Raw genomic sequence first — 22,567 nt, forward strand, 5'->3', positions numbered from 1 at the left:
CATCCGTTGTCAGTAGCCCGGCCGTTTTTATTCCCGTGGGAAATCGGGGAAGACAGATCCGCGCGTGGGAAGGGAATTATCACGGTGAGGGGCGTAGAGACCGGCGCGCATCGTCGCTACTGTGTGGCCAGACGAGAGGAATCGACATGGCCGAGACGCAGGCTTCGTCCGCTCCGGGAACGCCGACACAAGCGGCGGTACCACCTGATCTGCGCGGCGGGATGTTCCAAGTCATCCTCGCCACGCTCGCTTCCACGGCCGGGTTCTGGGCATGGATGGCGATCTCACCACTCCAGAACATCTATGCCACCCAGATGGGGCTCAGTCAGGGAGCTGTCTCGCTCATGCTCGCGATGCCCGTGCTGGTCGGGGCGTTGGGCCGCATCGTCGTGGGCGCGATGACCGACCGCTTCGGCGGACGCAAGATGTTCACCTTCGTCCTGCTGGCAGGTGTCCCGGCAGTACTGCTGGTGGCACTGGCCGGTGCGATCGGCAGCTTCGGTCTGCTGGTGATCGCCGGGTTCCTGCTCGGTGTGTCCGGCACGATCTTCGCGGTCGGCATCCCGTTCTCCAGTGCCTGGTTCCCGCCCGCACGTCGCGGCTTCGCCAACGGCGTGTTCGGCATGGGCATGATCGGCACGGCGGTCTCGGCGTTCTTCACACCGCGACTGGCGAACTCGATCGGCTACCTGAACACCCACTTCCTCATCGCGGGGGTCATGGTCGTCATGGCGGTCCTGGTGTGGTTCTTCATGCGTGACTCGCCCGCGTGGACGGTCAGTCGCCAGAAGCTCGTGCCCAAGGTCACCGGTGCGCTGAAGCTGCTCATCACGTGGGAGATGTCGTTCCTGTACGCGATCGTCTTCGGCGGGTTCGTCGCATTCTCCACCTACCTTCCCAAGTACCTGATGACGATCTACCCCGACGAGGTCGATCCGATCGGTGCGGGCACCCGGACCGCGATGTTCGCCGTCGCGGCGGTGATCGCGCGGCCCATCGGTGGTGTTCTGGCTGACAGATTCGGGCCGAAGGTGATCTCGTTGCTGTCGCTGGCCGGGGTGGTCGCCGCCGCCTACGTCGTCGGGCAGCAGCCCGCGGAGGGCGTGCTCACCGGCATCGTGTTCCTGCTGATGGCGGCGGCGATGGGGCTGGGCATGGGCGCGGTGTTCGCGTGGATCGGTCCGTCGACGCCTCCCGACAAGGTGGGTGCGGTCACCGGCGTGGTTGCGGCGGCCGGTGGTCTCGGCGGCTACTTCCCGCCCCTGGTCATGGGCGCCACCTATCACGCCGAGAGCAACTCGTACTCGCTGGGTCTGTGGCTGCTCGTGCTGGTGGGCGCCCTCGCTCTGGTGGTCGCGGGGATGCTGCGCGACGCACGCGCCCCGAAGCCGCAGAAGTGATCGGTCGTGGATCGGCCCCGGCGTGTCCGGGGCCGGTTAGCGTGGAACCATGACCGCGCAGCAGTTGCCCAGTGTCCGTGACACGCGTGGTCGCGCCCTGCACGACCTGCGGATCTCGGTGACCGATCGTTGCAACTTCCGGTGCGTCTATTGCATGCCCAAGGAGATCTTCGGGCGCGACTTCGCGTTCCTTCCGCGCGAGCTGTTGCTGACCTTCGAAGAGATCGTCCGGGTGGCGCGGGCCGGCATCGCGCACGGCGTGCGCAAGCTGCGTCTGACCGGCGGCGAGCCGTTGCTGCGGCGCGACATCGAAGAACTGGTGAGGATGCTGGCGGCGCTGCGTTCCCCCGAGGGGGAGCGCCTCGACATCGCGGTCACGACGAACGGGTCGGCGCTGGCGCACAAGGCCGCTGCGCTGCGCGAGGCGGGTCTGAATCGCGTGACCGTGTCGGTCGATTCGCTCGACGATGCGACGTTCCGGGCGATGAACGACGTCGACTTCCCGCTGCAGCGCGTGCTCGACGGCATCCGCGTGGCAGGTGAGGTTGGTTTCGACGCGATCAAGATCAACACGGTCGTCAAGCGCGGACTCAACGACGGCGACGTCGTCGCGATCGCCGAGCGATTCAAGGGCACCGGGGCGACAGTGCGGTTCATCGAGTTCATGGACGTGGGTACGACCAACGGCTGGAACCTCGAGCAGGTGGTGCCGTCGGCCGAGATCATCGCGCGCATCGACGCCGTGCATCCGCTCGAGCCGGTGCCCCCGGCGTATCCCGGCGAGACGGCGACGCGCTGGCGCTACCGCGACGGCAGCGGCGAGGTCGGCGCGATCTCGAGCGTGACGGCGCCGTTCTGCGGCGCCTGCTCGCGGGCGCGGCTGTCGGCGGACGGCAAGCTTTTCACGTGCCTGTTCGCCGCGCGCGGCCATGACCTGCGGGCGTTGCTGCGGGGCGGATGCTCGGACGCAGAACTCGAGGATGCCCTCGTCGGCATCTGGGCGAAGCGCGACGATCACTATTCTGAGATCCGGTCGGCGCAGACGCAGCGTCCCACCGAGCGCATCGAGATGTCGTATATCGGCGGCTGAGCCGGCTGCGCCGGTTGCGTCGCCTAGATCTCGACGGTGCCGCGGATCGTCGTCGTGGTGTCGCCGCCGACCCAGATGGTGTCGGCCTCGGTGGTGATGTGCACGCGCCCCCGACGGCCGAGCGCGGTGCCCTGCGCGGCGACGTAGGACGGGGGAAGGATGCCGTCGGCGGTGAGCCACTGCGCCAGGGCGGCGTTGAAGCTGCCGGTGATCGGGTCCTCGGGTACACCGATGTTCGGGCAGAAGACGCGCACCTCGATCGCGGTGGTGTCGGGGCCGGTGGCGGCGGGCTGAGCGCCGACGATGCCGACGTCGGGGCGGGGGAGTGCGGCGATCGCGGACAGATCAGGTGTCACCTCGAGCACCTGCCGTGCGTCGCGCAGACGGACGGCGAGGAAGGCCGGGCCGTTGTCGAGACGGCGCGCGCTGAGGATGCTGTCGCGAGGAATGCGCAGCGCCTCGGCGACGCGGTCGAGCTCGCCGGGCTCGGGCGCGGCGGATTCGCGCAGCGGCGGTGCGGCGAACGCCAGGCGGCCGTTCCGTTCGCGCAACTCGACGAGCCCGGTGCCGCACTCCTGCACGATGCGGTCGTTCTCGGTGCGCTCGCCACGCGGTGTGCTGCCTGCTTCGAGCCAGGCGTGGGCGGAACCGAGGGTGGGGTGCCCGGCGAAGGGAAGTTCGCCGCCGGGCGTGAAGATGCGCAACCGGTAGTCGGCGTCGGCGTTCGACGGACGCAGCAGGAACGTCGTTTCGGAGAGGTTGGTCCATCGGGCGAACGCCTGCATCTGCTCGTCGGTGAGCCCGTCGGCGTCGTGGACCACGGCGACCGGATTGCCGCGGAGCGGTTCGGAGCTGAACACATCGACCTGGGAGAAGCGCAGGGTCATTTCGTCAGCGTAGTGGGTGGTGGCGTTGCAACCCGCGGGCCGGCTCGCGGCGGCCCTCGCCTGGGGCGAGGGGCTGCCTGAGCCAGGGGCATAGGCTCGACGGATGAGCAGCATCCGGCCCTTCCGCCCCGGCGACGAGCCCGCACTCGGTGAGATCTGCGTGCGCACGGCCGACAACGGCGGCGATGCGACCGGGCAACTGAGCGACGACGACATCTGGCCCGCGATCTTCGCGTGGCCGTATGCGGCGCGGCATCCCGAGCTGTGCTTCGTCGTCGAGACGGACGACGGCCGCGTCGCAGGCTACATCCTCGGCGCACCGGACTCCGATGCCTTCGACCGCTGGTTCGCCGACGAGTGGTGGCCTCCGTTCGCCGAGCGCTGGCCGCGGCCCGCAGACGGGACGACCACCGAGGGGGCGATCCTCACCGGCGCCTCTGCGCACGGCACGACGCCGAATCCCGCCCAGACCGAGGGCTACCCCGCGCACCTGCACATCGACCTGCTGCCCGAGCTGCAGGGGCAGGGCCTCGGCCGTCGGCTCATCGCGACCTTCACCGACGCGCTGCGTGCGGCCGGCGTGCCCGGCGTGCACCTGGTCGCCTCATCCGACAACGCCGCCGCCATCGCGTTCTATCCGCGCGTCGGGTTCACTCCGCTGCCATGGGACGCCGGGAGCGCCTTCGGCATGCGGTTGATCTGAGTATCACCACGGCACGACGGTGCCGTCGTAGGAGAAGAATGCGCCGGTCGGTCCGTCATCCGGCAAACCGGCGAGCCGGACGATCTCCGGAGCCGCCGCGGCGGCGTCACCGCCTCGTTGGGACGTGTTCAGCCGGGTCGCCCGCGCTCCGGGCGCCGTGCTGTTGACCTTGAAGCCTTCACGGGAGAGGGTCTGGGCGTAGTAGAGGGTGAGCGCATTCAGTGCCGCCTTCGTCGACCGATAGACGGCGTAGCGCCCGCCGCTGTCGGCTGTCGCCTCCCAGTCGAACTGCGGATTGGGGCCGGTGCTCCACGCGAATGAGGCGGTCCCGCTGGACACATTCACGATGCGTGGCGCGCGGGAACGACGCAGCAACGGCACGAAGGCGTTCGTCACCGCCACGACGCCGACAACGTTCGTCTCGTATGCGTTGCGTACCAGCTCCGCATCAGCCTCGAGGAGAGGGGTGGAGAAATCGGGTTGGATGCCGGCGTTGTTCACGAGGGCATCGAGTTCTCCCACCGCTGCCGCTGCCGCGGCGATGCTCGCAGTGTCGGTGACATCGAGAGTGAGGGAGCGGGCGTGAAGGGATGCCGCGACCTCGCGCGTGCGCGCGGCGTCGCGCCCGGTCACCCAGACGTTCCACCCGTCCGCGATGAAGCATTCTGCCGTTCTCAAGCCGATTCCCGACGTGGCGCCGGTGATCAGGACGTTCCGCTGTGACATGTGCTCACGCTCCTCGCTAGACTCAAGTGGAGAGTCCTCCGCTTAGTGGGGAGCGTAGCACAACCGGAGGAGCCTCCGCTTTGAATTCACCTTCACGCCTCCGCGCAGACGCGCGCGAGAACCGGGCCGAACTCATCCGTGCCGCTCGCGGGGCTTTCGCAGCCGAAGAGCGCCCCTCCCTCGAGGCGATCGCGCGCGCGGCGGGCGTGGGCATCGGCACCCTCTATCGGCACTTTCCGCGGCGGGAGGCCCTCGTCGAGGCGGTCTATCGCGACCAGGTCGAAGAGCTCCGCGCCGGGGCTGCCCGACTGCTCGGCGAGCAGACTCCGGCGATGGCTCTGCGCGCGTGGATGGAGCTGTTCGCCGACTGGGCCGATGCGAAGCGGGGCATGGTCGACACCCTGGCGGCGATGCGCCAAGAGGGCGTGGTCGATCTAGATGCGAGCCGGCGTGAGATCGAAGACATCATCGCCACGATGCTCGACGCCGGTGCGCGCGCGCACGATGTGCGAAGTGACATCGGTGCGACGGACGTGCGCTCCCTGCTGGCGGGTATCCTCGCCGCCGGGACCGATCGCGCCCAGGTCTCGACGCTCTTCGACCTTGCCCTGGACGGCCTGCGCGCGCGCTGAGGTTCGCGCGCCGCACTCCGACGTGTGCTGTCGCACCGGGCTGCGGCATCCCGATTCGATCAGGCGGTCGCGTACTCCATGACCACGCGGCCCTCGATCTTTCCGTGCTCCATCCGATCGAAGATGTCGTTGATGTCGTCGAGCTTCTCGACCGACGACACGGTCGGGTGGATCTTGCCGCGCGCATAGAAGTCGAGCGCCTCGATCATGTCCTGCCTCGTGCCGACGATCGAACCGCGAATGGTGATGCGGTTCAGCACGGTCGAGAAGATGTCGGCCGGGAACGTGCCCGGGGGCAGTCCCACGAACACCACGGTGCCGCGCCGGCGGCACATGCCCGTCGCCTGGCCGAACGCCTCGGGGTGCACGGCCGTGACGAGCACGCCGTGGGCCCCTCCGGTCTGCTCCTGGATCGCGGCCACGGGGTCTTCCGTCGCAGCGTTCACGGTCACCTCAGCACCGTGGGTGCGGGCCAGGGCCAGCTTCTCGTCGTCGATGTCGACGGCCGCCACGCGCATGCCCATCGCCACCGCGTACTGCACGGCCACGTGGCCGAGTCCGCCGATGCCCGAGATGACGACCCACTCGCCGGGCTTGACCTCGGTCTCTTTCAGGCCCTTGTAGACGGTGATGCCCGCGCACAGGATCGGGGCGACCTCGACGGGATCGGAGCCTTCGGGGATGCGGGCCGCGAACTTCTCGTCGACCAGCATGTACTCACCGAAGCTGCCGTCAACGCCGTAGCCCCCGTTCTTCTGGTCGGGACACAGCGTCTCCCAGCCGGTGCGACAGTACTCGCACGCGCCGCAGGCACTCCACAGCCAGGCATTGCCGACCTTGTCGCCGACCTTCAGCGTGGTGACGCCGTCGCCGAGTGCGACGACTTCGCCGTAGCCCTCGTGCCCGGGGATGAGGTCCGACTTGGGTGGAACCGGCCAGTCGCCGCGGGCCGCGTGCAGGTCTGTGTGGCAGACGCCGCTCGTGATGACACGTACGAGGGCCTGACCCGGACCGGGCGTGGGGACGGGCACCTCCTGGATCTCCAGGGGCTTGTCGGGCGCGACGACGACCGCCGCACGCATCGTGCTGGGAACGGACATGAGCTTTCGCTTCCTTTCGGACGACCCGTTATCGTCCTCGCCGCACACGATACTCCTATGTGGTCAGACCACACAAGGTCGTTCAGCACGGAATCTCCTCCGCCAGATCGCGCACTCGACGGCGCTCGCGGAGTGCCGGGATGCCGGTGCTGCCGACGATGCGCTCGTCATCCTTCACCGACCCGTCCTCGCGCCAGCCGTGGCGCTCATAGAACGCGGCGGCGCGCTCGTTCCCGTCGAGCACCCACAGCGAGGCACTGCGGAATCCGGAGGAGCGCAGTGACTCCTCGGCGGCCGTCATCAGGGCGTGCCCGACGCCCGTCGACCACTGCGCGGGCAGCGCGTAGAGGGCGAACAGCTCGCCCCGCACGCCGGCGCCGACGTCGTCATCGCGACACGGCCCCACCGATGCCCACCCGACGGCGTGGCCGCTGCGCAGTGCGAGGAACTCCACCGAGCGCGGGTCGGTGTGGTACCGGGGCCAGTTCTGCGCGCGCCGCTGCGCCTCGAAGCGGACGTCGAGCCGCTCCAGCAGCGCAGACGGGATCAGCCCGTCGTATGCCGAGCGCCACGATGTGACCCGGATCGCCGCGATGTCACGCGCATCGGCGGCCGTCGCCTGTCGCACCGTGACCGTCATGACGAGACAGTATCCGCTGACCGGTCAGACGCGCTCGGGGGAGCCCTTGAGCGTCAGCTGGATGTGGCACTCGGTCGGGTCGCATGCGGGCAGCATCCCGTCGACCTCGAGCGGTCCGCCTGCTTCGCCGAGAACGCCCTGCATGAGTCCGATGTGCACCGCGCACAGCACGTCTCGGTGGTCGGCCTGGGCGCGCGCGTGCTCGCAGGGCGTCAGATCGACCGTCAGTTCGTCGGTGTCGACGATCGGGTCGAAGCCGGCGTCCTGCAGGTCTTCGACGAGGGCGTCGAGCTGGTGCTGCGCATCCTGCGGCAGCGACGATTCCGTCCACGGCATGACGCGCCGCATGAGGTCGCCGCGCTCGGCGGCCTCACGCACCCGCTGCTGCGCGATCGGACTGTGTGGGGCATCCGGACCCGACACCGCGCTGTAGAGGATGCGCGGCCGGCCGCGCGTCGTGCGCCGCTCGGCCTCGGGCACGACATACCCCGACTCGATCAGCCGCTGCAGGTGCTCGCGCACCGTGTTCGGGTGAAGCCCGGTCGACTTCGTGAGGTCGCTGATGGTAAGGGCAGGGTGCTCCTGGAGCAGATGCAGGATCTGCACACGCGAGTAACTGGAGATCGCGCTATAGGCGGTGGCCATGCCCCCATTATCCCCGTCGCCGGGCATCGATGCTCCGCGCTCGCCGTGTGCCAGACTCGGCGAGGTGAATGCTCCCGTGAAACCGCTTGGCGCCGCGTGGCGCTTCGCCCTCGGTGCCCTCGCGGCGGTCGTCGGGCTCGTGCCCTGGCTGATCACCGGCATGCATCTTCCGTTGCAGAACCTCTGGGCCACGCCGACGCTCGAGATGCCGGTCGCGCTGCTGCCGTTCAGCCAGTACGAACTGATGCAGACCGCCGCGCTGCTCGTCGTCGGAGCGGTGACGTGCGGTCTGGTCATCCGGACGATGCGGGGCAGGATGCCGCGGCCCGGCGCGGCGATCGCAGGAACGGCGACCGTGCAGCTGGTCGCTCTGGCACAGACCGCGATCGTGGTGCTGCGTGGTCTGCAGCCAGGACGGGAGGCCACCCTCTACTTCGCCGCTGTCTTCACCTGGAGCGCGTTGTCGTTCGTCGTGGGGCTGCTCGCGCTGTGGCTGATCGTGCGCAAGCCCCGGGCCGGTGCGACGATCGGGGTCGCGATCGGCGCGGTCGCCCTCGGGCCGTGGCTGCAGGCGCTGATCGTGCCGTTCGGCACCATCACGCCCTCGCCGCTGCAGCTCTGGGCCGCGGGCGCGGTGGGCTGGGCGGTCGCTGTGCTCGTGGGCGCGGCCATCGCCTGGTGCGGTCTGGGTTCACCGGGGCGCATCGCCGCCGGGATCGGCAGCCTCCTGATCCTCGTGCTCGTGCCGATCACCGTCCGGGCGGTCGCATCCGCGGCGAGTACGCGGGTGTACGCGCGGGATCCGGCCCGGATGATCGAGTTCGCTCAGACGGTGTTCACCACAGAGTTGGGCATCCCATCTCTGACCGTGCAGCCGCTGCTTGTCGCGGTCGCGGTGGCTGCGATCGGCGTCGTGGCTCGGCGCAGCGCGCGGGAGATTTCTCCGGCCGCTGCCGGTGGCGCGGCATCCTGAGTGCGCATAGCATTTCCCGTGTGGGAATAACCCACGGCCGGACGCGAAGGGAACGACGATGGCGGAGAACAAGGCACTGACGGCGAACAGCACGATCGGCGAATGGCTGGAGCACCCGATCGGCGGCGAGCTCGTGCGCGGACTGCTGTCGGCGGCAGGAGCGAACGAGGAGTCTCTCGCCCCGGTGAAGGGTCTGCCGCTGCAGCAGCTGGTGGCGATGAGCCAGGGGCAGATGCCGCAGTCCGTCGTCGATGACCTCGTCCTCAAGGCCAACGGTGGTGTCATGCCCGAAGAGACCGAGAGCACGGGGTGGGCAGAGAAGATCACACCCGGCCGCTTCTCGGGCAAGACCGTCATCGTCACCGGTGCGGCCTCGGGTATCGGCCGTGCCACCGCGTCGCGCATCGCGCGTGAGGGCGGCAAGGTCGTGGCGGTGGATGTCTCGGCCGAGAAGCTCGCCGAGTTCGCCGGGTCGCTGCCCGAGGCCGAGATCGTGGCGGTGACCGGCGACATCACCAAGCAGGAGTCGGTCGACGAGATCGTCGCCGCGGCCGGCGAGACCATCGACGGTCTGGCCAACGTCGCCGGTATCAACGACGACTTCTCGCCGCTGCATGAAACCACCGATGCCACGTGGGACCGCGTGATCGGCGTGAACCTGACGGGCGCGTTCAAGCTCACCCGCGCGGCGCTGCCGGCGATGCTGAAGGCCGGACGCGGCTCTGTCGTCAACATCGCCAGCGAGGCGGGTCTGCGCGGCAACGCGTCGGGTAACGCGTACACGACCTCGAAGCATGCCGTCGTCGGCATGACCAAGTCGGCCGCCTTCATGTACGGCCCCGCCGGAATCCGCGTGAACGCCGTCGCTCCCGGCGGTGTGGCCACCGGCATCCCGTTCCCGCCCAACGTCTCGGAGGCGGGTGCGGCGCGGCTGCAGCCGTTCCAGTCGGCGATCCCCACGGTGGCCACGGCGGAGCAGCTCGCGGCATCCATCACCTTCCTGCTGTCGGATGACGGCGTGAACCTCAACGGTGTCATCCTGCCCTCCGACGGCGGATGGTCGGTGCAGTAGCACCGCTGCCGGCTCGCGCGCGAACCGGCAGGATGGGGGCATGAGCCCCGCCGTGCCGAGCCCCGCCCTGCCCGACCCCGTCGGGCCTGACGCGCTGCGCGAGACGCTCCCCGACGCCGTTGCGCTCGCGGCCGGCATCCGCGCGGGCCGTGCGTCGGCCGCCGAGGCGGTCGACGCGCACCTGGCGCGCATCGCCGAGAGCAATCCGCGGCTGAACGCGCTGACCGTCGTGTTCGACGACCGTGCCCGTCGCGCCGCCGACGACATCGACCGTGCGATCGCCCGCGGCGACGACCCGGGGCCGCTGGCCGGTGTGCCGATCAGCGTCAAGGAGAACATCGATCTCACCTGGTCGGCGACGACCGAGGGGTGGGCCGGAGCGGTGGGCGCGATCCCTGCGCGCGACGCGACGATCGTGTCGCGGATGCGCGCGGCGGGCGCCATACCGATCGGGCGCGGCAACATGCCCGACTTCGGCATGCGGTGGGACACCGACAACGACCTGTTCGGTCGCACGCTCAACCCGTTCGACCCCACGCGCACGACGTTCGGCTCCAGCGGCGGCGACGCCGTCGCGGTGGCCACCGGCATGAGCACGATCGGCCTCGGCAACGACTTCGGCGGCTCGATCCGCCTGCCGGCGCAGGCGCTGGGCGTCTGCGGGCTGCGGCCCTCGCTCGGCCGCGTCCCACGCGCGGCGGTGCGCGACCTGCCCGTCGCGCTGACCCTCCAGCGGTTCGCGGTGAACGGCCTGCTCGCGCGCAGCGTCGCCGACCTCGAGGCCTCGCTCCAGGTCGTCGCCGGCGTCGACGTCGACGACCCGGTCTCGCTCGCGTTGCCGCCGCTCGGCGTCTACGACGGCCCGCGCCGCGTCGCCCTCACGCGCGACCCGCTGGGGTGGGGCGTGCATCCGGATGTCGCGGCCGGCGTCGACCGTGCCGCTGACGCCCTTCGCACCGCCGGCTGGCAGGTCGATGAGATCGAGCCGCCACACCTCGAAGAGGCGTTCACCCTCATGCGCCGGCTGGCTGTGACCGACATGAGCGAGGGTGCGCTGCCGTCGCCGCTCGGCCGCTCGGCCGAAACCTTCATGCGCGACAGCGTCCGGGCCACCGGGGTCTTCGAGACCGCCACCGAATACGCCCAGGCCTGGGCGCGACGCCTCGTGATCGAAGCGGCGTGGCGCCGGCTGCAGACCGAGTACCCGGTGATCCTCGGGCCGGTCGGAACCGACGGCATCCCGCCCGTCGACTTCGATCTGGGCGGCCCCGAGCAGGCGACCGCGGCCTGGCGCATGTTCCGGCTCGTGGTGGTCGTGAACTTCCTCGGCCTGCCGGCGGTCGCCGTGCCGACCGGCCCCGGCGCCGACGGTCTGCCCACGGGCGTGCAGCTGATCGGCCCCATGCACGGCGAGGCCGCGGCGCTCTCGGCAGCCCATGACGTGGAGGCGGGCATAGGGTGACGGCATGACCGACGCTGCTCAGCCGTTCCGCGCCCGTACGATCGCCGAGGGCTTCGGCGCCGACGCCGAGGCGTACGACCGCTTCCGCCCGCATTATCCGGCGCCGCTGGCCGAGGTCGTGCTCGATGGGCTGCCCACCGCCCCGCGCACCGTCGACGTCGGCATCGGCACCGGGCTGTCTGCACTGCCGTTCCGCGATGCGGGATGCCGCGTCCTCGGCGTCGAGGTCGACGAGCGCATGGCCGAGGTGGCGCGCCGGCGGGGCTTCGACGTCGAGATCGCCCGGTTCGAGGAATGGGATGCCGCGGGCCGCGCCTTCGACCTCGTCATCGCCGGCCAGACCTGGCACTGGGTCGATCCGGTCGCGGGCGCGGCGAAGGCCCGTGATGTGCTCTCCCCGGGCGGCCGTATGGCCGTGTTCTGGAACGCCGGCGACCCCACCCCCGAGATCGCCGCCGGCTTCGCCGAGGCCTACCGGAGTGTCGACACCGGGCTGCCGTTCACTCCGTGGGCGTCACCCCAGCGCGAGGGATACCGGGCGATGCTGCAGACCGCGGCCGACGGCATCCACTCGTCTGACGGATTCGACGAGCCGGAATGGTTCCGCGTGGACTGGCAGGCCGAGATCACGCGCGACGAGTGGCTCGCGCAGGTGCCCACCGGCGGCGGGCACAACCGCATAGCGCCCGAGAAGCTCGACGAACTGCTGCGCGCGATCGGCGCCGTGGTCGACCGCGCCGGCGGGCGATTCACCATGGAGTACGCGACCCTCGGTGTGCTCGCCCGCCGACGCGAAGCCGACCGCGACGACCGTCAGGGCAGGTAGTACGTCGGGTTCGGCAGCTTCACCGCGCGATCGGCGTGCCCGCCGATCAGGTCGCTGAACTGGTCGCCGAAGTTCGCGACGATGTGGAAGTCGCCGCCCGAGCGCGACTCGATGTGCGCGCGGGTCTGCGACTTGTACTCGATGGTCGTGCACTTCGCGGTCGCGCACGTGATGTACGACGGCTGTTGCGAGGCGCCGACGCCGGTCCACTTCGTGTAGTAGTTCTCGGTGGTGAAACCGGAGTAGTACTTGTCGAGGTTCGCGACGGTGGCGTCCTTCTGGTCGTCGTTGCGGCCGGTCAGGCCGATCAGTGTGCACCCCGCGCGCTGCAGGAGGTCGGTGGCGTGCACCATGCTCGGCGTGGCCGGGAACAGCTCCTGCTGCACCCATTCGTCCTGACGGGCCGGGTCGAACACGAAGTGCATGTCGGCCACTTCCATGTCGTACGTCCACAGCGTGGTGTCGTCGGCGTCGAGCACGATGGCCGGGTTGCGGTGGTGACGCGCCAGCGCGTGGCACTCGGCCGCGATCGCGGGCAATTGACGGCGCACCAGGCGGTTCATCTCGCTGATGTACGGCGAGCTGTTCTTGTTCGAGATCCCGTCCCCGGTGTCGCCGTAGTAGACGGCGATGGTCTTCTTGACGCTGTCGATGTTCGGGATGCCCTCGCCGCCCTGCGTGAGCCCGCTCGAGCCGTCGGCCTTCATCGTGAAGTGCGTGCGCGGAGTCAGCCGTGGCTCGTGCACGCCCGGCAGATCGGCCGACGGCAGGTAGTACGTGGGGTTCGGCAGCTTCTGGACGTGGTCCGCGTACCCGCCCTGCAGGTCCGACCACTGGTCGCCGACGTTGAGCACGATGTTGTAGCCCAGATCCTTCTCCAGGTGCCGTCGTGTGCCGGCCTTGAACTCGACTGTGGTGCAGCTGCTGGTCGCGCAAGTGATGTACGACGGCTGCTGGCCCGCGGCCCACTTCGTGTAGTAGTTCTCACTCGTGAAACCGGAGTAGCCGACGCTGTTGACATTGTCGATCGACGCCGCCTTCTGATCGGCGCTGCGACCGGTGATCCCGATGATCGCGAAGCCGAGCTGCTGCGCCTTCTTCACGAGGTCGGTCATGCCCGGGGTCGCGTCCCGGAAGAGTTCCTGCTTGACCCACTCATCCTGCCGCGCGGGGTTGTAGACGAACTTCATGTCGCCGACTTCCATGTCGTACGTCCAGAGCATCGTGTCGTCGGTGTCGAGCACGATCGCCGGCGTCTTGTGGCTGCGTTTGGCCTCGCGCAGCCAGTGCGGCAGCTTCGCCTCCAGTCGCGCCACGATGCCGTCCATCTCGTCGATGTACGGGGAGTCGTCCTTGTTCGCGATACCGGTGCCCGGGTCGCCGTAATAGGCGGCGATCGTCTTCTTGACGACGTCGATGTTCGGGATGCCCTCACCGCCCTGCGTGCGCCCGCTCGTCCCGTCGGCAGCCATCGTGAAGTGGGTGCGCGGGGACAGGGTCTGGGACTGATGGTGAGACGGAGAGGGGGAGTGCCCTGGAGAGAACGCCTGCGCGGAGGTCGCGCCGACCACAGACAGGGTCAGGGTCAGCGCGGCGGTCGCGGCGGCGCCCGCCATTCGGCGTGCACGGATCATCGTCGACTCGCTTTCGTTCGGTTCGGCCGGATCTCGGCCGCCCGTCACACTAGACCCGGGCACCGGCACGGCGAAAGAGCCCGGCGCATGAGGGTTCTCTCCTCGGGCGTCGGGGGCGGGTGATTGACTGGAGGGATGACCGACCTTCCCCGCCCCACGAATGAGAACCTCACCCGCGACGAAGCGGCCGCCCGTTCGCGCATCGTGCGCACGCACGAGTACTCCGTCGACATCGACTTCTCGCGTGCCGCCGACGCGGCTGTCGACACCTACCCGGTGCGCACCCGGATCACCTTCGACGCCGAGGCCGGGGCATCCACTTTTCTCGACTACCTCGGTGCGCGGGTCACCTCGATCACGCTGAACGGACACGAGGTGGATGCCGCAGCCGCCGTCGACGGCGCGCGCATCGCCTTGGGGCCGCTGGCCGAGGAGAACGAGGTCGTCATCGTGTCCGAGTCGATCTACTCGCGATCCGGCGAGGGCGTGCACCGCTTCGTCGACCCCGCCGACGGCGCCACGTACCTCTATTCACAGAACGAGCCGGTCGACTGCCGACGCATCTACCCGTGCTTCGATCAGCCCGATCTGAAGGCGCGCTTCCACGTGACGATCACGGCTGACGCGTCGTGGCACGTCGCTGCGAACGGTGAGCTGCTGGCATCGCATGCCGTGCGTGACGGGGTGACCCGGCGCGAGTTCGCCGTGACCGAGCCGATGTCCACGTACATCACGACGTTCCTCGCGGGCCCGTACGCGCAGTGGCACGACGAGTACACCGGGCGCACGGCGTCGGGCGTCGAAGTGACGGTTCCGCTGGGCATCGCGTGCCGCGCGTCGCTTTCCGACAGCATGGACCCCGATGAGGTCTTCGACATCACCAAGCGCGGTCTGGACTGGTTCCATCGCGCATTCGACGTGGCCTATCCGTGGGGCAAATACGACCAGGTGTTCGTGCCCGAGTACAACCTCGGCGCGATGGAGAACCCCGGGCTGGTGACTCTCACCGAGCGGTATGTGTTCACGTCGCCCGCGACCGAGGCGCAGCACGAGCAGCGTGCGAACACGCTCCTGCACGAGATGTGCCACATGTGGTTCGGCGACCTCGTGACGATGGTCTGGTGGGACGACCTGTGGCTCAAGGAGTCGTTCGCCGACTACGTGGGCACGCTGGCCGTCGACGAGGCCACCGATTTCACGACCGCCTGGACGACCTTCGCATCACGACGCAAGGCGTGGGCGTACCGGCAGGACCAGTACCCGACCACGCATCCGATCGTGGCCGACATCGTCGACCTCGAAGCCGCCGACCAGAACTTCGACGGCATCACCTATGCCAAGGGCGCCTCGGTGCTCAAGCAGCTGTCGGCGTTCGTCGGGCAAGACACGTTCCTGGCCGCGGCCCGCGCGTACTTCGCGAAGCACGCATGGGGCAACACGACGCTCGACGACTTCCTCGACGCGCTGGGTGAGGCCTCCGGCCGCGACATGCGCGGCTGGGCGGACGCCTGGCTGACCACCGCGGGTGTGAACCGGCTGCGCGTGCAGACGACGGTCGAAGACGGCGTGATCGCCTCCGCCGCGCTGCACCAAGACGGCGTCGATCCGCGCACGGGCGATGAGGTGCTGCGCCCGCATGTGCTGCGTGTCGGCGTCTATGCGCCGACCGACGACGAGGGTCCGGCCGAGTTCGAGGCGGCGTTCGAGGCGCGCATCGACGGTGCGTCGATCGATGTTCCTGAGCTCGTCGGTGTCGCCGCCGATCGCGCGGTGTTGCCCAACGACGGCGATCTCACCTACGCGAAGATCGCGCAAGACGCGCACTCGCTCGACGTCGTGCTCGACGCGGGTCTCGACGACGAGCTGGCCCGCGCCACCGCGCTCGCCGGAGCCTGGAACATGGTGCGTGACGCCGATCTTGCCGCCGAGCGGTTCGTCGATGGCGTGGTGGCGGGGGAGTACCTCATCGAAGACTCCGGTGTGCTCGCGCAGGTGCTGGCGCAGGCGACCTCGGGGCTTGCCACCTACACGTCGGCTGATCAGCGGCAAGAGCTTCTGGCACGCTGGGTGGCGTTCCTCGTCGACGCGGTGCTCGAAGACCCGTCGACCTCCGACCGCCGCACCGTGCTGCTGCGCACGCTGTTCGGCGCGCTGTGCGAGCAGCGCTCGCCGGTCGAGCCGGTGCTCGAGGTCGTGCGAGCGTGGATCGTTGACCCCGACATGGCTCTCGGTGAAGAGCTCACCTGGGACGCCTGGGTCACCCTGGCCGCGCACGGCGCCGCCGACGAGGCCGAGCTGCGTGCCGCGCAGGCGGCTGCACCGACCGCGGTGTCGTCCACGGGGCTGACCCGCGCACTCGCGGCGCGCCCCGATGAAGCGGTGAAGGATGCCGCACGCGAGGCCGCCTACACCGGCCGAAGCGCCGACGGTGCGGTGCTGTCGAACGACCACCTGCAGGCGACGATCGACGGGCTCGAGATCGACCCGACCGGTGTCGGCGCCGGGCACGAGGCGGAGTACTGGCAGCGCATCGAAAGCGTGTGGGGCGCGCAGACTCAGGGCCAGGCGACGCGCGTGGTTGCCGGCCTGTTCCCCGCCGACGCCGAGGTGGCCGACGGCGATGCGCAGCGGCATCCCCTCGTCGTCGCGGCACGCGAGTGGCTCTCGTCGCGGGCCGAGGCGCCGCAGGCGCTGCGCCGCATCGTCATCGAGCGGCTCGACGACCTCGAACGCCGGCTGCGCGCGCAGGCTGCATCGGGGGAGTGAGCGAGCCGAGCGCGTCCACACGCCCGCGGCGGCCTACGCCTTCGAGTGGATAGTGACGACGTAGCCGTCGGGGTCGCGCAGTGAGAACTGCAGGCCGAACGGTCCCTCGAACGAGTCCTGCACGATCGGCACGCCGCGCTGCACGAGGCGTTCGTGCAGCGCGGCGGCGTCATCGTTGTGGAACCACACACCGATACCCGCACCGAGGGCGCCGATCGCGTCGAGGTCCACCCCGGGAAACGGATCGCGCACGGCGAAGGCGACGCCGCCGGCCGAGAACACGGAGGCGGCTGGGTTCGGCGCGGGCAACCGGGTCAATCCCAGCTCTTCGTAGAAGCGGGTGGATGCTGCGCGGTCGCGCACCTGGAATGAGATGAAGTCGGGCCCTGTCGTCGGGTTGCTCATGATGTCTCCTTGATCTGAGTGTCAATAGCCTGACACTCAGTGACGGATGTGTCAAGATGTTGACATGATCATCGACGCGCAGACTCCCGGCGAGCAGGTGGGGGTGCTCATCAAGCAGGCCCAGGCGCTGCTGAACCAGCGGATGGACGAGGTGCTGCGTCCGCTCGGGCTCACGGTCTCGCAGTATGCGTGCCTGCAGACTCTGCATGACGACCCCGGTATCACCGGCTCCGAGCTCGCCCGGCGCGTGTTCGTGTCGCGGCAGTCGACGAACGTGCTGCTGCAGTCGCTCGAGAAGCGCGGACTCGTCGAGCGCTCCGAAGACCCCGGCCCGCGGCGCGAGCGGGCCACGCTGCTCACGGATGAGGCCGTCGTGCTGACGAGCGAGGCGCGCGCGGCGGTCGCCGAGGTGGTCGCGACGATGACCGGCCCGCTTCAGCGCGGCGATCTCGAGCAGCTCCGCGCACTTCTGGCGGCATGCCGCGATGCCCTGGCCTGACGCTCAGCGCCGTGCCGGGCGCACCATCGCGGTCGCGTCGGGTTCGGCGAAGCCGAACTTCTCGTACAGTCCGTGCGCGTCACGGGTGAACAGCGTCCAGCGGAAGGCGGCGCCCGGGCCGTCGTCGATCATCAGCTGCAGCATCCGCGTGCCGATCGCCGCGCCACGGTGCGCGAGATCGACGACGACATCCGCGAGGTAGGCGAATGCGACGCCGTCGGAGACAGCGCGTGCGAAGCCCACTTGCGCGCCGGTGGCCTGGTCATATGCGCCGACGACGCGCCAGGCGCCGTCGAGCTGCACGTCGATGTCGCCGCGGGTGCGCCAGCGTCCCCAGTAGGCCTCGGTCGACAGCATCCGCCAGATCCACTCCCGGTCGAGCCGGTCCGGGTCGCTGCTGAGCTCGTAGCGCGCGCTCACGCGGGCACCTTCGCGTATGCGCATTGCGTCAGCCTAGGGTACGGGTCGACCCGTCGCGCACCGCGGCGGCGAGCGTCTCGAGCACGTCTGAGGTGGCATCCCACCCCATGCAGGCGTCGGTGACGCTCTGACCGTAGGTCAGCGCCTCCGGCCCGCGCGCGACGTCGAGCTTCTGCGCGCCCGCAACGAGGTTGCTCTCGAGCATGACGCCGGCGATGGTGCGCTGCCCACCGGTGAGCTGCGCGGCGATCTCGCGGGCGACCTCGGCCTGACGCACGTGGTCTTTGCCGCTGTTGGCATGGCTGGCGTCGACGACGAGGCGGGGAGTGAGAGCGGCAGCGGCGAGGCGTTGCGCGGCCTGTTCGACATGCGCGGCGTCGAAGTTCGGTCCGTCGGCGCCGCCGCGGAGGATGACGCCCGTGTCGGGATTGCCGGTCGTGGCGACGAGGCTTGCGCGTCCGTCGGCGTCGACGCCGAGGAAGGACTGCGGGCTGGATGCCGCGGCCGCCGCATCGAGCGCCACTTGCAGGCCGCCGTCCGTGCCGTTCTTGAAGCCGATCGGCATCGACAGGCCGCTGGCCAGCTGCCGGTGGATCTGGCTCTCGGTCGTGCGCGCGCCGATCGCGCCCCACGTGATGAGGTCGGCGATGTACTGCGGGCTGATCGGCTCGAGGAACTCGGTGGCGCACGGCAGGCCGAGGGCGGTGACGTCGCGCAGGAACGCCCGGGCCAGACGCAGACCGGCGGCGATGTCATGGCTGCCGTCGAGGTGCGGGTCGTTGATGAGCCCCTTCCAGCCGATGGTGGTGCGCGGCTTCTCGAAGTAGGTGCGCATGACGATGAGCAGCTCATCCCGGTGCTCGTGCGCGGCGCGGGCGAGGCGACCGGCGTATTCGAGACCCGCAGCGGGATCGTGGATCGAGCATGGGCCGACGATCACGAGCAGACGCTGGTCGTCGCCCGACAAGATCGCGCGCACCTCGTCGCGCGTGCGCTGCACGAGCCGAGTGCGCTCGTCGCCGACGGGGAGATCAGCCCGCAGCGCGGCGGGCGACGGAATGGGCGTGAATGCGGCGACGTGCAGATCGCCGGTGGTGTCGGTGAGGGTGTGCATGGATCCTGCCTTTGTCGGGGCAGACCCGATGCAGAGCCCGCCGAAACGGCGAAAGCCAGAGCGAATGCTCTGGCTTGTCGGCTCTGAAGGGGTCGGTCTGCGCTAGATCGGCGCCGGCCCCTCCAGAGCCGACTCGAAATACGCATACCAACGGGTTGTCATGCAGAAGACCTTACTGCATCGCGCGGGTGTCGCCGTGACGCCCCCGCTTTCGGTCGTCACGTATTACCGTTTCAATCGCGAAAAGTGGTCATCTGTGACGACTGAAGATCGGCGGCCTCATTGAGTCGTCACAGATGACCGTTTTGCGCGCGAGAAGTGGTCATCTGTGACGACTGAAAGCGAAGTGGATGCTGCGCCCTCACCCCATCAGCCGCTCGAGGCCATCTGCGAGATCCGCGAGCGGTCGGCGTCCGTCGAGCTCGACGTCGGCGCCGCGGCGCAGCAACGGTTCGACCTCGGTCACGTACCGGCGGCCAGCGTCCACCCGTCATAGTCGGTGTCGAGCGTGTCATGGCCGCGGCGCCCGAGCTCCTCGAGCAGCGACGACTTGCCCGCGCCCGACATGCCGGTGATGAGGATGCGCGCCATCGCCCCACCGTACAGTGGACGCATGCCCGAACCGACCGACATCGCCGCGTTCTGGGCGGGGTCTCGCACGCAACGGCCGCAGCTGCCGGAGGTACTTGTCGAGGCATGGGCGTTCGGAGCGACGCCGGCGCACGCCGACGAGCTGCTCGACCTCGTGCTGCGCGGCGTGAAGACGGGCACGGCATCGTCGCTGTGGGACTACGAGGCCACCGGCGATCCGGTGCCGCAGCCTGGGGAGTTCAGCATCATCCTCGACGGCGCCGGCGTGCCACGCGCGGTGATCGAGACCACCGACGTGCGGATCGTGTCTTTCGATCGGGTCGACGCCGCTCACGCGTACGCTGAAGGAGAGGATGACCGTTCGCTCGACTCTTGGCGCGAGGTGCACGAGCGCTATTGGCGTGAGCATTCGGAGAATCCCCGTGGGTTCGAACCCGACATGCCGGTCATCTGCGAGCGGTTCCGGCTGCTGCTGCCGGTCGCCGTCGCGTCGCAGCCGCCCGCTCGGCTCGTGCAGTCGTCACGGATTACCGCTTCACCGCGGAAAAACCGCATTCTGTGACGACCGAAGATCGGGCGGCCTCATTGAGTCGTCACAGATGACGGTTCTACGCGCGAGAAATGGTCATCTGTGACGACCGAAACGGGGGTGGATGCCGCGGCCCGGCGCCGCCCGTTTCGGCGGTCATCTTCTGCGACATCTCGACTCGCACCTCACACGGCGTTCGCGGGCACCCACCCGAGAGCCGGCGCGACGTGCGTGGCGAACGACTCGACGATATGTACGTTGAAGTCGACCCCCATCTGCGACGGGATCGTCAGCATCAGAGTGTCCGCGGCCTGGACCGCGGCATCCGCCTTCAGCTGTTCGATGAGCACATCCGGCTCGGCCGCATACGTCTGCCCGAACGTCGAGCGCAGTCCGTCGATGTAGCCGACGCCGCCGCGCTCCTGACTGTGTCCGAAGAACATGCGGTCCTGGTTCGTCGTGATCGGGAACACCGATCGGCTCACCGAGGTGCGCGGCGTGCCGGCGTGCCCCGCTTCGCGCCACGCATCGTGGAAGGCCTGCAGCTGCGAAGCCTGCAGCTCGTCGAACGGCATGCCGAGGTCTTCGGTCAGCAGCGTCGACGACATGAGGTTCACGCCGACCTGGCCGGCCCACACCGCGGTGTCGTGGCTGCCCGCACCCCACCAGATGCGCGAGCGCAGCCCCTCCGAGTACGGTTCGACGCGCTGCATCCCCGGCGCGCCGCCGAAGGGACTCGAGGCGTCCGCTTCGGCCATGCCCTCGCCCGAGATCGCGCGCAGAAAGAGGTCGAAGTGCTCGCGCGCGATGTCGGCGCCGCGGGGGTCCACCGATCCGGTGTAGCCGAACGCCTCATACCCGCGCACGACCGACTCGGGTGAGCCACGGCTCACGCCGAGGGCGAGCCGTCCGTCGCTGATCAGGTCGAGCGCTGCGGCCTCTTCGGCCAGGTACAGCGGGTTCTCATACCGCATGTCGATGACGCCGGTGCCCACCTCGATGTGCTGGGTCTTCGCGGCGATGGCCGCCATCAGCGGCATCGGCGACGAGTGCTGCTGGGCGAAATGATGCACGCGGAAGTAGGTGCCGTTCACCCCGAGCTCGTCCATCGCCTGTGCGAGGTCGATGGCCTGATGGAGATTGTCGCCCGCGGTCAGCTGGCGGCCGCCCCCGAGGGGACCGTAGTGACCGAACGAGAGCGTTCCGAAGCGCTGCATGGTGGGTGCAACGGTACCCGTGCGCGGTCTATTCCGGTGAATGGATGCCGCGGCCGCTGGTCTCTCGCCATCACTACCCTGGACCCATGCCCCTGCTGGCCGCGTTCATCGCCGTGATCCTGCTGAACGTGTACGCCGCCGTCCTGATCTGGCTTCGCGCCGTCGTCTACCGGGTCGCGCTGTACCGGCCGATGCTTCTGAACATCGTTCTGTCGTTCGTGCCCGTGGTGGTGGCGGTGCTCGGCATCATCGGACTGCTGCTCATCGGCACAGCGGGAAGCCTCGTGAACGCCCCGTCGGTCGTGAGCACCATCCTGTGGGTGTATCTGATCGTGGGCACGATCGCCTGGATCCTGTTCTTTCCGAACGCGATCTACCTCATCACCGAGCTGAACTTCAGCCATCGTCGGGAAGACGACCCGGTGCCGCTGTGGTTCGACATCGTGCAGACTCTCACCCTCACGCTCTCGGGCATCGCGAACGCCGTGCTGAGCATGGGCGTCATGGAGTTCGCGTTCACGACCGTCATCCTCGATCCGGCGCACGGCACGCCGGTGCTCAGCTGGGTGTTCGCGGGCGTGGTCATCGTGCTGGGCGCCGTCGGCGTGTACTTCGGGCGCTACCTGCGCTTCAACAGCTGGGACGTAAGACATCCGATCGGGATGCTGCGCAAGCTGCGCGCGCACTTCGCGATCAAGGGCAAGGCGCTCGAGGCGTTCGGCTTCGTGCTCACGCACGCCGTGCTGATAGCGCTCGTCTTCGTGCCGCTCTACCTGCTCGCCTACGCGGCGCTGCGCGCGGGCTGACGGCGGCGTCTGACCAGCGTCGCGACCACGCGCCAGCCGACGAGCGTCAGCAGCAGGAACACGCTCGCCACGATGATGAACGGGACCGCGGTGCCCTGACCACTGACCACGCGCAGCAGCATCCCGCCGGCGACCGTCACCGCCCACAGGGGCAGGCCGATGCGCACCGGCCGTACCGGCGCGCGCCAGGCGAACAGCGCCGTCCACCCCACCAGCAGTGCGACCAGGAACGGCCAGGTCGTCGTCGCGATGCCGCCCAGGCTCAGCGCTTCGCCATGGCTGGCGCGGCCGATGATCGCGAACACGACGACGATGACGATGTCGGCGACGAGCGGCCAGACGGCGCGGGAGGGGCGGAGCTGATTCGGCATCTGACCATTGTCTCAGGCTGCGGCAGGGCCCGATCCTCGCAAGGATGCGAGAGGGCCGC

General features: G+C 69.2%; 24 protein-coding genes. 12 read left to right on the forward strand and 12 right to left on the reverse strand.

Annotation, left to right across the window (positions count from 1 at the left end):
- The first annotated feature begins 146 nt into the window (after positions 1-146).
- Together PU630_RS04035 and moaA are read left to right on the forward strand one after the other, a co-directional pair.
- Positions 147-1,400 carry an MFS transporter gene (locus PU630_RS04035; protein ID WP_275279070.1) on the forward strand — a complete coding sequence of 418 codons (1,254 nt, stop codon included), beginning with the start codon at positions 147-149 and terminating at the stop codon, positions 1,398-1,400.
- A gap of 49 nt (positions 1,401-1,449) precedes the next feature.
- Positions 1,450-2,490, forward strand: coding sequence for a GTP 3',8-cyclase MoaA (gene moaA / locus PU630_RS04040; RefSeq protein WP_275279072.1), 1,041 nt, complete (start codon positions 1,450-1,452; stop codon positions 2,488-2,490).
- Between the two features lie 23 nt (positions 2,491-2,513).
- Here moaA and PU630_RS04045 read toward each other — a convergent pair whose 3' ends face one another.
- The gene (locus PU630_RS04045; RefSeq protein ID WP_275279073.1) at positions 2,514-3,377 is read right to left on the reverse strand and encodes a PhzF family phenazine biosynthesis protein; all 864 of its coding nucleotides are present in this window, start codon (positions 3,375-3,377) and stop codon (positions 2,514-2,516) included.
- 103 nt (positions 3,378-3,480) lie between these two features.
- On the opposite strand from PU630_RS04045, the gene PU630_RS04050 reads away from it, so the two are divergent.
- Positions 3,481-4,080 (forward strand): GNAT family N-acetyltransferase, encoded by a 600-nt coding sequence (locus PU630_RS04050; RefSeq protein ID WP_275279075.1) that lies wholly within the window; start codon positions 3,481-3,483, stop codon positions 4,078-4,080.
- A 3-nt stretch (positions 4,081-4,083) separates the two neighbouring features.
- Here the strand turns inward: PU630_RS04050 and PU630_RS04055 are convergent, their stop codons facing one another.
- Positions 4,084-4,806, reverse strand: coding sequence for an SDR family NAD(P)-dependent oxidoreductase (locus PU630_RS04055; RefSeq protein ID WP_275279076.1), 723 nt, complete (start codon positions 4,804-4,806; stop codon positions 4,084-4,086).
- 80 nt (positions 4,807-4,886) lie between these two features.
- Here PU630_RS04055 and PU630_RS04060 point away from each other — a divergent pair, with 80 nt between their 5' ends.
- Positions 4,887-5,438, forward strand: coding sequence for a TetR/AcrR family transcriptional regulator (locus tag PU630_RS04060; RefSeq protein WP_275279077.1), 552 nt, complete (start codon positions 4,887-4,889; stop codon positions 5,436-5,438).
- A 59-nt stretch (positions 5,439-5,497) separates the two neighbouring features.
- On the opposite strand, the gene adhP is transcribed toward PU630_RS04060, so the two are convergent.
- The 3 genes from adhP to PU630_RS04075 all read right to left on the reverse strand — a co-directional run bounded on the left by adhP (position 5,498) and on the right by PU630_RS04075 (position 7,823).
- Positions 5,498-6,520, reverse strand: a complete 1,023-nt coding sequence (adhP, locus tag PU630_RS04065; RefSeq protein WP_275280019.1) for an alcohol dehydrogenase AdhP — start codon at positions 6,518-6,520, stop codon at positions 5,498-5,500.
- A 100-nt stretch (positions 6,521-6,620) separates the two neighbouring features.
- Positions 6,621-7,178 carry a GNAT family N-acetyltransferase gene (locus PU630_RS04070; RefSeq protein ID WP_275279078.1) on the reverse strand — a complete coding sequence of 186 codons (558 nt, stop codon included), beginning with the start codon at positions 7,176-7,178 and terminating at the stop codon, positions 6,621-6,623.
- 24 nt (positions 7,179-7,202) lie between these two features.
- Positions 7,203-7,823: a helix-turn-helix transcriptional regulator gene (locus tag PU630_RS04075; RefSeq protein WP_275279079.1), complete on the reverse strand. Its 621-nt coding sequence runs from the start codon at positions 7,821-7,823 to the stop codon at positions 7,203-7,205.
- Positions 7,824-7,887: 64 nt separating this feature from the next.
- Between PU630_RS04075 and PU630_RS04080 the strand changes: the two genes are divergently transcribed.
- Genes PU630_RS04080 through PU630_RS04095 form a run of 4 tightly spaced genes read left to right on the forward strand, consistent with a single transcriptional unit; the run spans position 7,888 to position 12,156 of the window.
- Positions 7,888-8,796, forward strand: coding sequence for a hypothetical protein (locus PU630_RS04080; RefSeq protein ID WP_275279080.1), 909 nt, complete (start codon positions 7,888-7,890; stop codon positions 8,794-8,796).
- A gap of 58 nt (positions 8,797-8,854) precedes the next feature.
- Entirely contained in the window at positions 8,855-9,868 is a 1,014-nt protein-coding gene (locus tag PU630_RS04085) for an SDR family NAD(P)-dependent oxidoreductase (RefSeq protein WP_275279081.1), read from the forward strand.
- A 40-nt stretch (positions 9,869-9,908) separates the two neighbouring features.
- Entirely contained in the window at positions 9,909-11,330 is a 1,422-nt protein-coding gene (locus tag PU630_RS04090) for an amidase (RefSeq protein ID WP_275279083.1), read from the forward strand.
- A gap of 4 nt (positions 11,331-11,334) precedes the next feature.
- Positions 11,335-12,156: a class I SAM-dependent methyltransferase gene (locus PU630_RS04095; RefSeq protein ID WP_275279084.1), complete on the forward strand. Its 822-nt coding sequence runs from the start codon at positions 11,335-11,337 to the stop codon at positions 12,154-12,156.
- Here the strand turns inward: PU630_RS04095 and PU630_RS04100 are convergent.
- Positions 12,144-13,790, reverse strand: coding sequence for an HAD family acid phosphatase (locus PU630_RS04100; RefSeq protein ID WP_275279085.1), 1,647 nt, complete (start codon positions 13,788-13,790; stop codon positions 12,144-12,146). The two genes, PU630_RS04095 and PU630_RS04100, sit on opposite strands and share 13 nt — an antisense overlap.
- 135 nt (positions 13,791-13,925) lie before the next feature.
- Here PU630_RS04100 and pepN point away from each other — a divergent pair, with 135 nt between their 5' ends.
- Positions 13,926-16,556: an aminopeptidase N gene (pepN, locus tag PU630_RS04105; protein WP_275279086.1), complete on the forward strand. Its 2,631-nt coding sequence runs from the start codon at positions 13,926-13,928 to the stop codon at positions 16,554-16,556.
- Positions 16,557-16,589: 33 nt separating this feature from the next.
- Here pepN and PU630_RS04110 read toward each other — a convergent pair whose 3' ends face one another.
- Positions 16,590-16,961 carry a VOC family protein gene (locus PU630_RS04110; protein ID WP_275279087.1) on the reverse strand — a complete coding sequence of 124 codons (372 nt, stop codon included), beginning with the start codon at positions 16,959-16,961 and terminating at the stop codon, positions 16,590-16,592.
- A gap of 64 nt (positions 16,962-17,025) precedes the next feature.
- Here PU630_RS04110 and PU630_RS04115 point away from each other — a divergent pair, with 64 nt between their 5' ends.
- Complete coding sequence (locus tag PU630_RS04115; RefSeq protein WP_275279088.1) at positions 17,026-17,460, forward strand: MarR family winged helix-turn-helix transcriptional regulator; 435 nt, start codon at positions 17,026-17,028, stop codon at positions 17,458-17,460.
- 3 nt (positions 17,461-17,463) lie between these two features.
- Here PU630_RS04115 and PU630_RS04120 read toward each other — a convergent pair whose 3' ends face one another.
- The 3 genes from PU630_RS04120 to PU630_RS04130 form a co-directional block, all read right to left on the reverse strand.
- Positions 17,464-17,880 (reverse strand): GNAT family N-acetyltransferase, encoded by a 417-nt coding sequence (locus PU630_RS04120; protein ID WP_275279089.1) that lies wholly within the window; start codon positions 17,878-17,880, stop codon positions 17,464-17,466.
- A gap of 28 nt (positions 17,881-17,908) precedes the next feature.
- On the reverse strand, positions 17,909-18,994 hold the full coding sequence (locus PU630_RS04125) for a 3-deoxy-7-phosphoheptulonate synthase (RefSeq protein ID WP_275279090.1): 1,086 nt from the start codon (positions 18,992-18,994) through the stop codon (positions 17,909-17,911).
- 462 nt (positions 18,995-19,456) lie between these two features.
- Positions 19,457-19,585: a hypothetical protein gene (locus tag PU630_RS04130; protein ID WP_275279091.1), complete on the reverse strand. Its 129-nt coding sequence runs from the start codon at positions 19,583-19,585 to the stop codon at positions 19,457-19,459.
- Between the two features lie 22 nt (positions 19,586-19,607).
- Between PU630_RS04130 and PU630_RS04135 the strand changes: the two genes are divergently transcribed.
- Entirely contained in the window at positions 19,608-20,147 is a 540-nt protein-coding gene (locus PU630_RS04135; protein WP_275279092.1) for an ASCH domain-containing protein, read from the forward strand.
- A gap of 152 nt (positions 20,148-20,299) precedes the next feature.
- Here the strand turns inward: PU630_RS04135 and PU630_RS04140 are convergent, their stop codons facing one another.
- Positions 20,300-21,331: an LLM class flavin-dependent oxidoreductase gene (locus tag PU630_RS04140; RefSeq protein ID WP_275279093.1), complete on the reverse strand. Its 1,032-nt coding sequence runs from the start codon at positions 21,329-21,331 to the stop codon at positions 20,300-20,302.
- Between the two features lie 86 nt (positions 21,332-21,417).
- On the opposite strand from PU630_RS04140, the gene PU630_RS04145 reads away from it, so the two are divergent.
- The gene (locus PU630_RS04145; RefSeq protein WP_275279094.1) at positions 21,418-22,137 is read left to right on the forward strand and encodes a DUF1361 domain-containing protein; all 720 of its coding nucleotides are present in this window, start codon (positions 21,418-21,420) and stop codon (positions 22,135-22,137) included.
- Here PU630_RS04145 and PU630_RS04150 read toward each other — a convergent pair.
- A complete protein-coding gene (locus tag PU630_RS04150; protein WP_275279095.1) occupies positions 22,113-22,508 on the reverse strand; it encodes a DUF3054 domain-containing protein in 396 nt (131 codons plus the stop codon). The genes PU630_RS04145 and PU630_RS04150 overlap by 25 nt on opposite strands.
- Between the last annotated feature and the right edge of the window lie 59 nt (positions 22,509-22,567).

It is taken from the genome of Microbacterium horticulturae, from assembly GCF_029094505.1.
Lineage (GTDB): Bacteria > Actinomycetota > Actinomycetes > Actinomycetales > Microbacteriaceae > Microbacterium > Microbacterium horticulturae.